Consider the following 13,761-nt stretch of genomic DNA (forward strand, 5'->3'; position numbering starts at 1 on the left):
CCCTTGAGGGTCGCAGATGCACGCGTCAAGAGAAGGCGATCAACGTTCTGCATTGGGACGTCCGACATCGAATGCCGGCAGCCAGGCAGACCGCCGACGTCCATGATTCCTCTCCTACGACGAGCCCCTCATGAAATTCGGGTCCGCTAAACCATAGACACCCGAATGAACCCTATTCCGAAAAGAAAAGCGAAAAGAAATATTGAACAATCGAGCACGCAGTCGCCTTCCGTGATTTGAAAACGACAGATCATGCCGCTTGGTGGTGAAGTGAGCCGGCGATCAGGCGCGGCGGCGCGGGCCGCTCGGGCGGCGCATGAGATTGCGACCGAGACGCCTGGCGCAATGCTCGATAGCCTGTTGGATATCGCGCTCCACCGTCCGTAGCGACACGCCCAGGCTTTGGGAAATCTCGGGATAAGGCACATTGTCGAACAGCGCTGCCTCGAACACCTTGCGCACCCGCGGCGGCAACTCCGTCAGGACAAGCCGCAGGGACTCCATATCTGACTGCGCTTCGACGGCTTGAGCGGGACTTGGTGTTTCGTCAGCGACGCTGAGCATTTCTTCTATCTCGGCAGCCGTGGCCCGATAGCGCTCCGCACGCCGCCGATTTTTTCCGATATTGATTGCCGTTCGAACAAGATAGTCCTTGGGACTGTGCACCTCGGTTGTATCCGGGATACGGTCCAGGCGCGCGAATGTGTCATGGAGCGTTTCGCTGGCGAAGTCCGCACAGCCGAACGTACGGGTCAGTCGTCGCACGAGACTTTCATAGTCCGCGGCGAGCACGGCCTGCAAAATGCTACGGTTCGACGCGCCCACTCCAGACCACCCCAACGCTGCCGCGACGCCAGCTGCCCCGAAACCGCCATACATTCGCCGGACGTGAGTAGCCAGCAGGAATGACAGTCGGATGACAGACGTGGAAGGTTAAGTCCTAGCCGCCTAGCGCTACTCCGTCTGCTCTTCAGTCAAGGACCATGGCCGATGTCGCCGCCAGTTACCGGCATCCAGGGTGACGAGACGCGGCCGCGAACCGCCGACGCAGCCGCGCGACACATAGGGCCGGCCAGACGAGGAGCCCGCCGACGGAACGGACCTCGGCGAACCGGGCTTGATGTAAAGAAGGACGCCAGCCAAGGAGCAAGTTCGATGAAAGCCTACGAGCTACTGGGACCCGAAGGAATCGACGGCTTAAGACTCGTCGAGAAGCCGATACCAGCACCCGGCGCAGGACAGGTCCTGGTACGGCTCAAGGCAGCAACGCTGAACTACCGCGACCTCCTCACCGTAAAGGGCGGCTACGGCTCGCGACAGAAATTTCCACTCATCCCTCTTTCCGACGGTGCGGGCGTGGTGGAAAGCGTCGGTGCAGGCGTGACGACCTTTGCACCTGGCGACCGTGTCATCGGCAGCTTTTTTGAAGGTTGGCTTGGCGGAGAGCCCAACCCAAGCAAGATGCGCACCTCGCTCGGCGGCGCTGTCGATGGCGTCCTGTGCGAATACCGCCTCTGGCCGTCGCAGGCACTTGTGCGTACGCCGGATCACCTCACTGATGCGGAAGCCGCCTCCCTGCCGTGCGCCGCGCTGACCGCCTGGAGTGCGGTTGTGAAGCTCGGCAACACAAGGCCCGGTCAGATCGTACTCACTCAGGGAACCGGCGGTGTATCGATGTTTGCGCTTCAGTTCGCAAAAATGGTCGGCGCGCGCGTGATTGCGACCTCGTCAAGCGAGGCAAAAATCGCAAAGCTGAAGCAGCTAGGGGCCGACATCACGATCAACTACAGAGCGACGCCCGAATGGGGCAAGCTTGCGCGGCAGGAGACCGGCCAAGGTGTCGACCTTGTCGTGGAGGTGGGCGGCGTTGGCACGCTGAACGAATCGATTCGTGCGACAAAGATTGGCGGCACGATCGCCTTCATCGGCGTGCTGGCCGGTCAGCCGCAGGCCGAGCCACGTATCTCGCTCATGGTGATGCAACAACAGCGTCTGCAGGGCACCACGGTAGGGTCGGTGGAGGATCTGCAGGCAATGGTTGACGCGATCACCACCAATCGCATGAAGCCGGTCATGGACAGCACTTTCACGTTTGCTGACGCCAAGGAAGCTTTTGCCTACATGGCAAGCGGAGCGCATTTCGGAAAGGTGGCGATCGCGATCGGCTAAGCCGGTCGACCCTTCGCTTTGCGGCATCCCGTCTGGGCGGGCCGTGAGCAGACACAAGGCTCACAGCCCGACGCCAGTTCCTCATCACGGGATCGTGTCACGGCAGGCCGCGATTTGTGACAGAATTATCACGACGAAATGTCGGTTCGGTCACACGCGGAGCGGTCTATGAGTTTGCAGCGGCGGGCGCGGGCGCGGGCCCGGTCAAATTCGCTAACCTGGTCAAACCCCTTGGCTTGGTGGTGGAGTCTGCTGACGCTGGTGAGCGGCGCAAATATCGCGTTCTGGTTCCTGCTGTACCGCCAGTTTCACGAGCAGCCGGCCGGCAGCGTCGGCGCCACCTCCGGCATCGGACTCATGCTCGTCCTCTGTGCGGCATATGTTTTTGGCTGCGCGTTCAGGTCGTTCCTGCCTCGCGCGGATGTTCAGCGAATCTGCTTGTTCGACACATGGCTGTCGAGCGTCGTCATCGGCCGCACCGTCGCAACTGTCGCCGAGATCTGCTTCGCGGCACAGTGGGCGATCGTCCTGCACCAGCTCGGTACAATGACGGGATCGGAAACCACGGTGAACGTCGCGCGGGTGATCGTACCTTTGATCCTCATCGCGGAATGCTTCTCATGGTACGGCGTGCTGACCACCAACTACTTGGGCAACGCCATCGAGAATTCGATATGGGCCGTCACCTTCTTTCTCGTCGGGATTGGCCTTTGCCGGCTGCTGCCGGAGTTCGAGGGTCCGGTTCGCGCGGCACTCCTCGTCGCGATCACCGGCATCGCAGGCTACCTGGCCTTCCTCATGACCGTCGACGTGCCGATGTACCTGAGCCGGTGGCGTGCAAAGCTCGCCGATGGCGGCAAACTTTTAAGGCCACTCGAAGGCCTCCGCGACGCAAGTACGCGTTGGATCGTGACGCATGACCTTGCTGAGTGGAAGGACGAGATCGCCTGGATGTCGCTTTATTTCAGCGCGGCGGTCTGGGCGAGCCTCGCGCTTTGCGTTATCGCGTCGCTCGACCTCCACCTGCCGCGGTACCGCGCCGAGGCGGCAATCATTCGAGCGGGACAGGCCGCAACTTTGCCAGTTCATCAAGCGACAACTCCGCTTCCCGATCCGTCAAAGGAAAGCGGACGATGACATCTTGACGGCCGAGCTGACCCCAGAGCGCATCCGAGGACCATTTCTGCCGCTCAGGCCCACGCAGCCCCTCGATCCAAACGAAGTACCAGTCCGTCATCGAAAGCATCCAAAGTCTCGACACGAGACGACCGAGCGCTTCGTGCCTTTGGCTTTCGCCACGCCGGTTCGCCAGTACCAGCTTCGCTCCTGACGCGATCAAGCGCTAGCGTCAAACTGACAAATCGCTGTGATCGCAAGCGCAAAGCTTCTTAGGCTTCGGTAGCACGGAAAGCTAGCGTTGACCGTGCAAATTGAGGACCTCGCGCGCCTCCTCAACGCTCGCAATTTCGATGTTCAGGATGCCCAGCACGCTGCGAATGCGTTGGACGCGTGCGGCGTTGGATGCTGATCCTCAACAGCGTCGGTGTCGTTCTCCAGGGAACGAACGCCTAAACGCGCAGAACCGACATCTGGCAGTTCTTCTCAACGACCGTTTCCGTCTTGAGCACGGAATAACGGACCAGCGATCACGTTATTCCCGCGGGGCGCCCATGCAGTGAGGAGAACCACCGATGCTATTTCGTTCCAATCGCCGCGCGCCCGAACCGGTCGTCACAGGATCTAGTGCACAGGCACAATCCGGGCTGCGGACCAACAAAGACATGTCGATCGAGTTTCTTTGCCAGCCGGACGATTATGGCGTTCTTGCCGAACCAGTGCCGGCGCGACTGGCGCTGCCGGAATGGTTTCGGCGAATTCCAGCCGTAGATCGCTCGGTCCTCTCGGCCACCAACAACGGACTGACGGTCAAGCGCTGCATGCCATTTCTCGATGCGATGACGCTGGGCTACATTCTGCCGATCGGAGCGACCGTACGTCTGCAGATCACCGAGCAAGGCCGCAAGATTGACGCTGGCTGGGAGTTCGATCGCACAATGGTGAGCAATCACGGCAGCTACCAGATTGTCGGGCATCCGCTGGCGGACAGGCCGCCCATGAAGTTTCACAACTACTGGACGATCAAGACCCCGCCTGGCTGGAGCTGCTTGTTCATGGCGCCGCTTAATCGAGCGGGCCTGCCGGTCGAAATTATCGCTGGCGTTGTCGATACCGACACTTACGCATCGTTGATCAACTTCCCGTTCATTGCGACCGCACCCGACGGCGTTCACATCATCGAGAAAGGCACCCCGCTGGTGCAGGTCATTCCGTTCAGGCGCGAGGAAGCCGAACTTGATCTTCGGAAAGAGCGCGTGTCGTTCGATCGGCTTACGCCGGTCGTTGCAGTTGAAACGAAGGATGAAGGACGCGAGCGTGAACGGATCCTGAGAAACACGCAGGCATCCGAGGGATGGTACCGAAAGTTTGCACGCGCCAAGCGGTGAGTGCATCGATTGAATGGCGATATTCGGAATAAGCTCTCATCGTGTTTCGTTTGCTTTCCGGGACCGAAAAAACCGGTCCCGAACTGCAACCCAAAGAAGGAGGTTCTTCCATGAAGCGCGAGATTATCTTCACTGCAAGTGCGATTGCCCTGGCTGTTGGAGCAGTCGGCGGCGCGAAGGCCGCCATCGGCGTGCCGCTGGACCCCGCGGTCAAGACCGTGACGGCCGAACAGGGCCAGATCATTCTGGCCGGCAACAGTTCGTCGAATTCGAGCTCCAACAGTTCTTCGAACTCCAACTCGAACAGCTCATCGAACTCAAGCTCCAACAGCTCCTCGAATTCGAACTCGAACAGTTCCGCCAACTCGAGCCGCTAAGCTGAAACGAGCTTACGCGACCTGCAAGACAAAAGGGCCCGCCAACGGGCCCTTTCCGCTTATCGAGCGGCTGCTGCACCTGCAGCAGGAATTCCCTTCCTGAACGCCTGACCGTCCGACGCCGTGGCTATTCGCGGCGGATCGCTTCGGCCGGGTCAAGCTGCGCCGCCCTTGCCGCGGGCAAATAGCCGAACAGCATCCCGATCCCCGCTGACGCAGCGAGCGACAGGAGAACAACAGCGGGATCGACGACAAGCGGAATTTGCAGCCAGAGGCGCGCCACGGCAGCAAGCCCAAGCCCGACGACGATGCCCGCAAGCCCGCCTGCGGCAGCCAGGAAGACTGCCTCAGCGAGCACCTGCGCCAGGATCTGTCGCGGCAGCGCTCCGATAGCGAGACGAACTCCGATTTCCGACGTCCGGTCTGCCACCGAAGCCAGCATGATATTCATGATCCCTATGCCGCCGACCAGTACGCTGATCGCCGCAACGGCGGTCAGCAACGCAGTTAGCGTGCGCGAGGTCTCCGCCATGGCATCGGCAACCTGGCGCATCTCAAGCACATGGAAGTTGTCCTCCTGCCCCTCGTCGATGCGCCGGCGTTCACGCATTAGCTCCTCGAGCCGGTTCTTCATCAGCGATGTATCGATGCCTTGTCGGACGAGGACAACGATGGACTGGATGTCCCTTGAGCCGAGAACGCGACGCTGATAGTTGGCGAGCGGCATGATCACGGTGTTGTCGTCGTCCTGCGACAGCCCGGACTGCCCGCGCCGACCGAGGACGCCGATCACCTCGCACGACACCGTCTTGACGCGAATGGTTTCGCCGACAGCAACGTCGCCACCAAACAGCCGTTCGTGGACGGTCGCACCGATGATACAAACGTTGCTGCCGGACCTCATCTCCCGGTCGGAGAAAGCGCGGCCTTTGACGAGCCTCCATTTCTTGGCGACAAGGAAATCATTGTCGGCGCCGGTGACGGCGGCCACCCAGTTTGCCTGCCGCGAGGCGACGCGAACAGATTGAGATGCGACCGGCGCGATGGCCTGGAGTTCGCTGCGAAACTGGCGAACGGCTTCGACATCGGCGTAGGTCAAGGGTTTCGCCTCTATCTGCGCGCCCTGGCCGCCGCGGGCGTCCTGGCCGACCCGGAGCGCAAGCAACTGCGCGCCGAGTTGATCCAGCTGTTCGCCAACCTTCGCGCTGCTGCCTCGCCCAATCGTCACCACGGCAACCATGGCACCCACGCCGATGGCAATACCGAGCGCCGCGAGCATCGAACGAAAAGCATTACGCCGCAAGCCTGACACGGCCAGGCGCAGGATGTCATGTGCCTGAACCACAACCGTCATTCACACATCCTTGCATGACGTGGCCATCGACGAAGCGAATAGTGCGAGCGGCTTGCTTTGCCACTGATGGATCATGTGTCACGATAACAATCGTGGTTCCGACTTCGCGGTTGAGCTGCTTGAGCAGACCGACGATTTCAGCGCCCGTTACGCTGTCGAGTGCTCCGGTCGGCTCGTCCGCGATCAGAAGATCCGGGCGGACAACGAGGGCGCGGGCGATTGCTACCCGTTGCTGCTGGCCGCCCGAGAGCTTGTCGGGCGTGGAGTGCATGCGCTGGGACAAACCAACAACAGCCAGCATCGCTGCGGCGGCATCACGGCGCACATGATGCGACACACCCTGATAGAGTAATGGAAGTTCGACGTTCTCCAGTGCACTCGCACGCTTGATGAGATGGAATCGCTGAAACACGAAACCGATGCAGGTTCGCCGGAGGAGCGCTCGGCCCGTCGCATCAAGCGTTCCGGTATCAATACCCTTGAATCGATAACGACCGCTCGAGGGCGTATCCAGGCAGCCTATCAGGTTGAGAAACGTCGATTTTCCGGAGCCGCTCGGGCCAACGGCTGCGACAAATTCGCTCCGTACGATCGATAGATCGACACCGGCAAGCGCCGTCACAGCGGCTGCACCATGTCCATAGATGCGCGCAATATTCTCGAGCACGATCAAGGGCTCGGAGCTACCTTGCGAGGCAGACGGACGGTCGCAGTTTGCGAAGCCGGCATTCATGGTTGCACCGGAGCTTGATCAATCACGATGCTATCGCCCACCGCTACATCGCCGCCGATGATTTCGCTGTACGAGCTGTCGGACGCACCGATCTGCACACGCACAGGCGTTGGCACACCGCCAACCAGCTTGTAGAGACGGCGGCCATCGGGCTGATCGCTCTGGCCAACTCCAAGAGTTGCAGCACCAGCCATGGGTCCCGGCATACGATCTTCGCTGATCGCATGAGGGGACGGCGCGAACCGCAAGGCGGCATTCGGCACCAGAAGCACGTTGCGTCGCTCCGCGATCGTGATGTCCGTCGACGTCGTCATGCCCGGCTTGAGCTGAAGCTCATCATTGTTGAATCCGAGAATGGCTTTGTACGTCACTACGCCTTGCACCACTTCGGGCCCAAGATAGATCTTCTCGACGACGACGGGAACGTTGCGATCGCGCATGCTTTCGCCCTTGAACATGGCGTGCTGTCCCGGTTTCACAGCAAGCGCGTCGGCTTCATCCACATCGACCTTGACCTGCATTTTGCGGATATCCGCCGCAACACGAAACAGAACCGGCGACTGGAAGGACGCCGCGATGACCTGCCCGCGCTCGACATTGCGGCGAAGCACCACCCCGTCGATGGGCGCGACGATTCTTGTTTTCTCCAGGTTCGAGGTGGCGAGCGCGACTTCCGCGGCAGCTATACGAGCTTCCGCTTCCTGAACTTCAACAAGTGCTGCTGCTTTCCTGAACGCTCCCACCGCCGTCTCCAGGTCACGCTCGCTTGCAACCTGACGCTCCGCGAGCCGCTGCTTTCTATCCTTCTCGCTCGCCGCCAGCAGGCGATTGATCTGCGCTTCGCGCAGTCTCGCCTCGGCCAACGCATGAGTTGCACGTGCGCGCGCGAGCTGTCGTGTGGGTACATCGTCATCAAGTGTCGCAAGCACCTGCCCGGCTTTCACCGTATCGTTGTAGTCGACGAGAATATCCTTGATCGTTCCCGATAATTCGGTCGAGACCTCGACGATCCGGACAGGCTCGACGGTCCCGGCTGCGGAGACCCTGACGTCAAGGTCGCCGTGGAAGGCCGGCCGGACAACGAATGGTGCGCCGGCCGGTGCCGACATATTCGCTTTACCGAATGCCATCATCAGGGCGATCGCGAGAGCTGCGATCCCCGCCGAACCGCTCGCCGCGCTTCGGTTCCTCTTGCCGGCGTAACGAAATCCTCCAGGCGACCGCCGGGAACACGTGACCGACCATTCTTCGAACTGGAGAGTTGGCCACATGAGCGCGGCTCCCGTCAGGTGATCCGGATGGACCCGCGTTCTTCAACGACCATCCGGGCCAAATATTCCATGAGCACTCACAACTCACGCCTACAGCACTCGCGTTCCGGCTCGTGTTCCGAATTCCACCGATGCTTGCGGCCTTTAGTCGTCCTGCAACGATCTACACGGCGTGGCTGTCCAAGGATTAAGCTGCTAGCCTGTGAAATAAAGAATGGGCTGCCGCGTTATGCTACTGATGTTGATGTCGAGACATGTGGAATGAGCGACTTCGGTAACGAGCTCGTCGCCCTGCTGCCCCGACTCCGCCGGTTCGCGCGCTCCCTCACCGGTCAGCCGGACGACGCCGACGATCTCGTACAGGCTGCGCTCGAGCGCGCCCTGCGATCCCGATCATCGTGGGAGCCAGGCACGCGACTCGATGCCTGGATCTTCAGGATCATGAGGAACCTGTGGATCGACCAAATTCGACACAGGAAAGTCCGCGGTGATCGAACCACCATCGAGGCCGCTGAGCAGCTTTCCGGTTTCGACGGCCGAGTGGTGACGGATAACCGCATCATGCTCGCGGACGTTCAGGAATTGCTTGCTACGCTCCCCGGAGATCAGCGCGCCGTCGTGCAGTCGGTTTGCATCGATGAGCTCAGCTATCGGGAAGCCGCCGAACATCTGAAGACTCCGATCGGAACTGTCATGAGCCGCCTGGCGCGCGCCAGGCTTGCTCTTGCGGCCGGACTTGATCTCGACGAAGCGGCAGAGGCCGGCTTCAACCTGAAGAAGCTCTGATGACCGCGATCACCGATGAAACCCTGATGGCCCTGGCGGACGGCGAGCTCGAACCGGCCGAAGCGGCCCGCGTACGCGAGGCGCTCCGCCGCGACGTCGATCTCGCCGCGCGATTTGCATCATTCGCCGAATCACGGGCGCTCCTGTCTGGCGCGTCCGGCCGCGCTGCGAACGACGATGTGCCCGAGCGCCTTGTCAACACTGCGCGCAGGCTCGGGGACGCACTGTCGGGGGTCGCGTCGCGGCAACAGTCCTCGCACAGCTTGCGTCAGTCCGACCGCTTCAAGGCGATGGCGTTGGCAGCATCGATCGCACTTTGCGTCGGAGGCGTGCTCGGCTTCGCATTCCGCTCGCTTCAGTCATCCGATGGGACGCCCGCAAACGGCGTAGCGCTGAATGACATCGCGGTCTCGCCTGCGGAAAAAGACCTTTTGTTCCAACTCGCAAGCGGCGAGTCGCGGCAGGTACAAAGCGGAACGGCGACAGCGGACATCACCATGGTATCCACACATCGGATGGAAGACGGCTCGATTTGTCGCGAATTCAGCGCGGCAATCGCCGGTACGCAGCAAACACGCGTTGCCTGCCTACGGGAGCGCGCCTGGCGCGTTCATCTCGTGGTGGTTTCCTCTTCGGACGGAGGCTTCTCGCCAGCGAGCGGCCACGCAACAGCAGACGAATTCATCGAAGCGCTCGGGAGCAAGGAAATCCTGACCGGCGACGCGGAGCGCAAAGCGCTCGTTCAGCCCTAGCGCAACAGAATGCGAGTGAGCTGCCATGAAAACCGTGATCGTCTGCCGTTTGTTCGCGACCGTCGTCGGTCTGTTTCTTGGCTTCGCCGGAATCGATCAATCCCCGACATACCCTGCGCTGTTCCCGCCCGCATTCGCGGATGACGATGGTGGCTCGGATGGAGGGGGCGGGGGTGCAGGCGGCGGTGGCGCGTCTGGTGGCGGCGGAGGCGACAGCGGTGGCGGAGGAGCTCTCGTCGGCAGCAATTGGAGCCCCGTCGGAAGAGGCAGGGGTTCGAGACACCTCTTCGCGCCGTTTCGCGGTTTTCGGTTGGTGTTGCCATGGGATGCAAGACCGCGGCGCACCGCACAACGTGCGCAAGCGCGTGAATACGTCCTGTCCGGAATTGAGGCCGCTCAGGCGCAGACGCTGCGCGACCGGGGATTTCGCGTCGTCGCCGAGCGTGTGCTGAGCGGCGGCAGAGGAGCGCTGCTGCGCGTCGCAGCGCCAAGCCGGATGTCAAAACAACGCGCGCTTGCGTCGTTGCGCGAGATCACGCCGGGACAGGCCGTCGACGAGAACAGTCTATATCTGCAGCGATTTCGAATGCAGGGTAGCCGATCAACGCTACGCAACGCATTCCTGGACCCGTTAGCAACCGTGGACTGGCGATCGCTGGAAAACTGTGGCGACCTGGGTGCGATCGGGTTGGTGGATACAGGTATCGACACGAACCACGCGGGGCTCGCGAGCAAGCAACTGGAGGTGATTACGCAGCGCACTCCCGACCGACGGGCGTCGAGCAAGCGCCACGGAACAGCGGTCGCCACACTCCTGCTTGGCGACGGCGTCTTTCCAGGGTTGACGCCGAAGGCGCGGATTGTCGCAGTCGATGCATTCCACGCAAAAAATGGGGGAGACCAGATCGACACGTTCGATCTGGTCTCCGCCATGGACACTTTGGTGGAGCGCGGCGTCGCGGTCATCAACCTCAGCCTGGCGGGACCGGCAAACGAGGTTCTGGACGCCGAGGGGCAGCGCGCACGTGCCCGGGGCGTCATCGTGGTCGCAGCCAGCGGCAATGATGGCGCCGCCGTCAAGCCGCGTTATCCTGCGGCTTATCCATGGGCGGTCGCTGCAACCGCCATTGACAAGAACCTCGTCGTCTACAACCGGGCGGTTCGCGGACCGCATATCCGGCTTGCTGCCCCTGGCGTCGATCTTGCTCTCCGCGACGGTGACGGTACGCTGCGACAACATACCGGCACCTCGTTCGCCGCGCCGTTTGTCGCCGCACGGATGGCACTGGCGCACTTGGGAAAACAGGTCGTGCCCGCCGCGGCAGCAGCGCCGCCCACCGATGACGTTGCCTCCCCCCGCGCGGCGGAAGCCAGCATCGCAATGCTCGTCCGGCAGGCGATCGATCTCGGAGAGCCGGGAAAGGACACCGTCTATGGCGATGGCCTCGTGCAGTTTGGCTCCGCTTGCCGCTCAGCGACGCAGTGAAGGACTTGCCGCCATTTCCATCTTATCCGCGCCTCAGTTCTGTTCCGGCGCGAGGCCTTCGCGTTCAATGATGTCGGCCCATTTGCCGGTTTCAGTTTTCTCTGCGCGGCTGTAAGCATTCTTGGAAGAGCGGCAGCGCTCTCCGGTCCATGCAACGAATCACACGTTGAATCCGCCGCTCGTTCGGAATAGCCAACGGCCATGAGACAGGCCAGTGACAACGAACCGTGGGGATTTGCGTCAGCCACTTCGGTACCGGACGGCGGAATCGCCGTCGCCTGGGCCGTCGCCATCAAGCGGGATGCGGCGCAAGGCGAGCCTCATCTGCGATGGCTACCGCATCCAATCTTTCCCTGCCCGGCTGAAGGACTGGGAGCTGGGGAGGTCGCGATCTGGCTGGCCGCGGTCTCAGGCGGCCAGGACGACAACGCCGGCACTTCTGAGCCGACTGCGCTTAACCTTGAACGGAGCGCAACGATACTCGATGCGCAGGAACGCGAACGCCTGGCGCGGTTTCGTCATATCGACGATCGGTGCAGCTACCTGGCCGCACATGCCGGAACACGCTTCATTCTTGCGAGCATCGTCGACCGATCGCCCGACGCATTGCAGTTCCGCCCGTCTCAACATGGCAAGCCGATGCTTCTCGACAGCCCGATGGAGATCGACTTCAGCCTAAGTCATGCCCGCGGCGTTGTCGCCGTCACAGCCTCTCGCATGGCCGTCGGCGTTGACGTCGAACCGCTGCGTGACATCACGCATCTCAAATCCATGAGCGAACTGGTCCTGTCCGAAGACGAACAGTCCGTCGTCCGGCAGGTGCCCAAGGCAACGCGGTCGCAACTGTTCTTGCGCTATTGGACCCTTAAGGAAGCCTTGCTGAAGGCCGCAGCACTCGGATTCAGCATCGCGCCAAATGCGCTGACCGTCGACGCAGGCCCTGCTCCGACGGTTCTTTCCGTGCCCAGCGAGCTTGGACCCGCCGCTCAATGGCAGCTGTCAGCTGGCGTAACACGCCTCATGCATAGGCAATAAGCTCACGTCGTGAAATCGTCAGAAGCAGCGACTCGGCGATTTCCTGCGAACGGATCGCCAGCACCGACAGCAACGTGTCGCTCAGACCGTGCGATGCTTCGGAATAACCCTGAAGATAAACATGCGGTCGGAATGTGGGGCTGGTGGCGAGCCGGTAGTTGCGATCCGGCTCGCTGCCCTGAATGTATGTGCGGATCGGCTCCAGCACGGACAATGGGCGATCCCTGTCATAACCTGTCGCCAGAATCACCGCGTCGTAGGCTCGACGGCGGCTGCCGCCGTCGAACTTGTCGACCGTTTCCAATTCGATCCCGTTCGGCGTCGGCACCACACCGGTCACCTCACTTCGCGGATGCAACGCGATGTGCTCCTTTCCGCTGACGCGCTGCTGGTAGAGCAGGCGATACAGCTGGTCGAGCAGATCGGAATCGACGACGGCATAGTTGGTATTTCGGAAGTTGCGGACGATCGCTTCCCGGTGCTCTCCAGGCTGCGAAAAAATAAAATCCGTGTACTCGGGATTGAAAATCTCATTGACGAAGGGACTAGAGTCGGACGGCTTCAGGGCATGGCCGCGAAAGATCAGATCGACGTTCGCGTTGGGAAAACGACCGCGCAAGTCGACGGTCACCTCCGCCGCGCTCTGCCCTCCCCCAACAACGGCGATATTGATTGCTTTATGATCAGCGCTAATCGTGTCGACCGTATCGAGATAGCTGCTCGAGTGAGTCAGCCTCGGATCATCGGCGAGCTTGCCGAAGATCGCAGGAATGTGCGGCGCTCCACCCGCCGCCACGACCAGGTTCCTTGCCAACCGCACGGTCTCGCCACCACCAGGTGTTCGCGAGCGCACCCGTAGCGACGTGACGAACTGACCGGCCGTCACGGGCTCGATGGCGACGATTGTCTCACCATAAGCGGCCAGATCCTTGAACTGTCCTGCCACCCAGCGCAGGTAGTCATTGAATTCCAGCCGGCTTGGATAGAACGTCCGGCAGTTGATGAAACCTTCCAGCCGGCCGCGCTTGTGCAGATAGTTCACGAACGTGAACGGACTGGTCGGATCGCGCAACGACACAAGGTCCTTGAGGAAAGAGATCTGCATGTCGGCGTCCGGCAAAAGCATGCCGCCATGCCAGATGAAATGCGGGCGCTTTTCGACGAATAGCGCATGGCATTTCAGCCGCGCTCGTCGCGCGCACTCATCCAGTGCGATCGCCAGTGCGAGGTTGGAAGGGCCAAAGCCCACTCCAATGACATCGTATTCCGTGGCGGGCTGCTGCGACATGGCACC

General features: G+C 61.4%; 13 protein-coding genes. 8 read left to right on the forward strand and 5 right to left on the reverse strand.

Going from position 1 to position 13,761, the window contains the following annotated elements:
- Positions 1-282: 282 nt before the first annotated feature.
- The gene (locus RCO31_RS10270) at positions 283-825 is read right to left on the reverse strand and encodes an RNA polymerase sigma factor (protein ID WP_308968223.1); all 543 of its coding nucleotides are present in this window, start codon (positions 823-825) and stop codon (positions 283-285) included.
- A gap of 330 nt (positions 826-1,155) precedes the next feature.
- On the opposite strand from RCO31_RS10270, the gene RCO31_RS10275 reads away from it, so the two are divergent.
- The 4 genes from RCO31_RS10275 to RCO31_RS10290 all read left to right on the forward strand — a co-directional run bounded on the left by RCO31_RS10275 (position 1,156) and on the right by RCO31_RS10290 (position 5,050).
- Positions 1,156-2,169 carry an NAD(P)-dependent alcohol dehydrogenase gene (locus RCO31_RS10275; RefSeq protein ID WP_308968224.1) on the forward strand — a complete coding sequence of 338 codons (1,014 nt, stop codon included), beginning with the start codon at positions 1,156-1,158 and terminating at the stop codon, positions 2,167-2,169.
- A 168-nt stretch (positions 2,170-2,337) separates the two neighbouring features.
- Complete coding sequence (locus tag RCO31_RS10280; protein WP_308968225.1) at positions 2,338-3,306, forward strand: hypothetical protein; 969 nt, start codon at positions 2,338-2,340, stop codon at positions 3,304-3,306.
- A gap of 644 nt (positions 3,307-3,950) precedes the next feature.
- Entirely contained in the window at positions 3,951-4,673 is a 723-nt protein-coding gene (locus RCO31_RS10285; protein WP_308968246.1) for a DUF6065 family protein, read from the forward strand.
- A 41-nt stretch (positions 4,674-4,714) separates the two neighbouring features.
- On the forward strand, positions 4,715-5,050 hold the full coding sequence (locus RCO31_RS10290) for a hypothetical protein (protein ID WP_308968226.1): 336 nt from the start codon (positions 4,715-4,717) through the stop codon (positions 5,048-5,050).
- A 127-nt stretch (positions 5,051-5,177) separates the two neighbouring features.
- On the opposite strand, the gene RCO31_RS10295 is transcribed toward RCO31_RS10290, so the two are convergent.
- The 3 genes from RCO31_RS10295 to RCO31_RS10305 are packed head-to-tail and all read right to left on the reverse strand — an operon-like array spanning position 5,178 to position 8,270.
- Positions 5,178-6,404, reverse strand: coding sequence for an ABC transporter permease (locus RCO31_RS10295; protein WP_308968227.1), 1,227 nt, complete (start codon positions 6,402-6,404; stop codon positions 5,178-5,180).
- Complete coding sequence (locus RCO31_RS10300) at positions 6,379-7,137, reverse strand: ABC transporter ATP-binding protein (protein ID WP_308968228.1); 759 nt, start codon at positions 7,135-7,137, stop codon at positions 6,379-6,381. The genes RCO31_RS10295 and RCO31_RS10300 overlap by 26 nt, the downstream gene beginning before the upstream one ends.
- Positions 7,134-8,270 carry an efflux RND transporter periplasmic adaptor subunit gene (locus RCO31_RS10305; protein WP_308968229.1) on the reverse strand — a complete coding sequence of 379 codons (1,137 nt, stop codon included), beginning with the start codon at positions 8,268-8,270 and terminating at the stop codon, positions 7,134-7,136. Before RCO31_RS10305 ends, RCO31_RS10300 begins: the two co-directional genes overlap by 4 nt.
- A gap of 399 nt (positions 8,271-8,669) precedes the next feature.
- Between RCO31_RS10305 and RCO31_RS10310 the strand changes: the two genes are divergently transcribed.
- From RCO31_RS10310 to RCO31_RS10325, 4 genes are all read left to right on the forward strand, one after another.
- Positions 8,670-9,194: an RNA polymerase sigma factor gene (locus RCO31_RS10310; protein WP_308968230.1), complete on the forward strand. Its 525-nt coding sequence runs from the start codon at positions 8,670-8,672 to the stop codon at positions 9,192-9,194.
- Positions 9,194-9,946, forward strand: a complete 753-nt coding sequence (locus tag RCO31_RS10315; RefSeq protein ID WP_308968231.1) for a hypothetical protein — start codon at positions 9,194-9,196, stop codon at positions 9,944-9,946. Before RCO31_RS10310 ends, RCO31_RS10315 begins: the two co-directional genes overlap by 1 nt.
- A 25-nt stretch (positions 9,947-9,971) precedes the next feature.
- Positions 9,972-11,432 carry a S8 family serine peptidase gene (locus tag RCO31_RS10320; RefSeq protein ID WP_308968232.1) on the forward strand — a complete coding sequence of 487 codons (1,461 nt, stop codon included), beginning with the start codon at positions 9,972-9,974 and terminating at the stop codon, positions 11,430-11,432.
- A gap of 201 nt (positions 11,433-11,633) precedes the next feature.
- Positions 11,634-12,467 carry a 4'-phosphopantetheinyl transferase superfamily protein gene (locus RCO31_RS10325; protein WP_308968233.1) on the forward strand — a complete coding sequence of 278 codons (834 nt, stop codon included), beginning with the start codon at positions 11,634-11,636 and terminating at the stop codon, positions 12,465-12,467.
- On the opposite strand, the gene RCO31_RS10330 is transcribed toward RCO31_RS10325, so the two are convergent.
- Complete coding sequence (locus RCO31_RS10330; protein ID WP_308968234.1) at positions 12,451-13,755, reverse strand: lysine N(6)-hydroxylase/L-ornithine N(5)-oxygenase family protein; 1,305 nt, start codon at positions 13,753-13,755, stop codon at positions 12,451-12,453. The two genes, RCO31_RS10325 and RCO31_RS10330, sit on opposite strands and share 17 nt — an antisense overlap.
- Between the last annotated feature and the right edge of the window lie 6 nt (positions 13,756-13,761).

The sequence above is a fragment of the Bradyrhizobium sp. LHD-71 genome, assembly GCF_031157255.1.
GTDB lineage: Bacteria > Pseudomonadota > Alphaproteobacteria > Rhizobiales > Xanthobacteraceae > P52-10.

Bases quoted from the DNA above. Each gene is read 5' to 3' on its own strand.
- RCO31_RS10310 (WP_308968230.1), top strand. From the start codon at position 8,670: ATGAGCGACTTCGGTAACGAGCTCGTCGCCCTGCTGCCCCGACTCCGC.
- RCO31_RS10280 (WP_308968225.1), top strand. From the start codon at position 2,338: ATGAGTTTGCAGCGGCGGGCGCGGGCGCGGGCCCGGTCAAATTCGCTA.
- RCO31_RS10315 (WP_308968231.1), top strand. From the start codon at position 9,194: ATGACCGCGATCACCGATGAAACCCTGATGGCCCTGGCGGACGGCGAG.
- RCO31_RS10330 (WP_308968234.1), bottom strand. From the start codon at position 13,755: ATGTCGCAGCAGCCCGCCACGGAATACGATGTCATTGGAGTGGGCTTT.
- RCO31_RS10305 (WP_308968229.1), bottom strand. From the start codon at position 8,270: ATGATGGCATTCGGTAAAGCGAATATGTCGGCACCGGCCGGCGCACCA.
- RCO31_RS10320 (WP_308968232.1), top strand. From the start codon at position 9,972: ATGAAAACCGTGATCGTCTGCCGTTTGTTCGCGACCGTCGTCGGTCTG.
- RCO31_RS10295 (WP_308968227.1), bottom strand. From the start codon at position 6,404: ATGACGGTTGTGGTTCAGGCACATGACATCCTGCGCCTGGCCGTGTCA.
- RCO31_RS10300 (WP_308968228.1), bottom strand. From the start codon at position 7,137: ATGAATGCCGGCTTCGCAAACTGCGACCGTCCGTCTGCCTCGCAAGGT.
- RCO31_RS10325 (WP_308968233.1), top strand. From the start codon at position 11,634: ATGAGACAGGCCAGTGACAACGAACCGTGGGGATTTGCGTCAGCCACT.
- RCO31_RS10285 (WP_308968246.1), top strand. From the start codon at position 3,951: ATGTCGATCGAGTTTCTTTGCCAGCCGGACGATTATGGCGTTCTTGCC.
- RCO31_RS10275 (WP_308968224.1), top strand. From the start codon at position 1,156: ATGAAAGCCTACGAGCTACTGGGACCCGAAGGAATCGACGGCTTAAGA.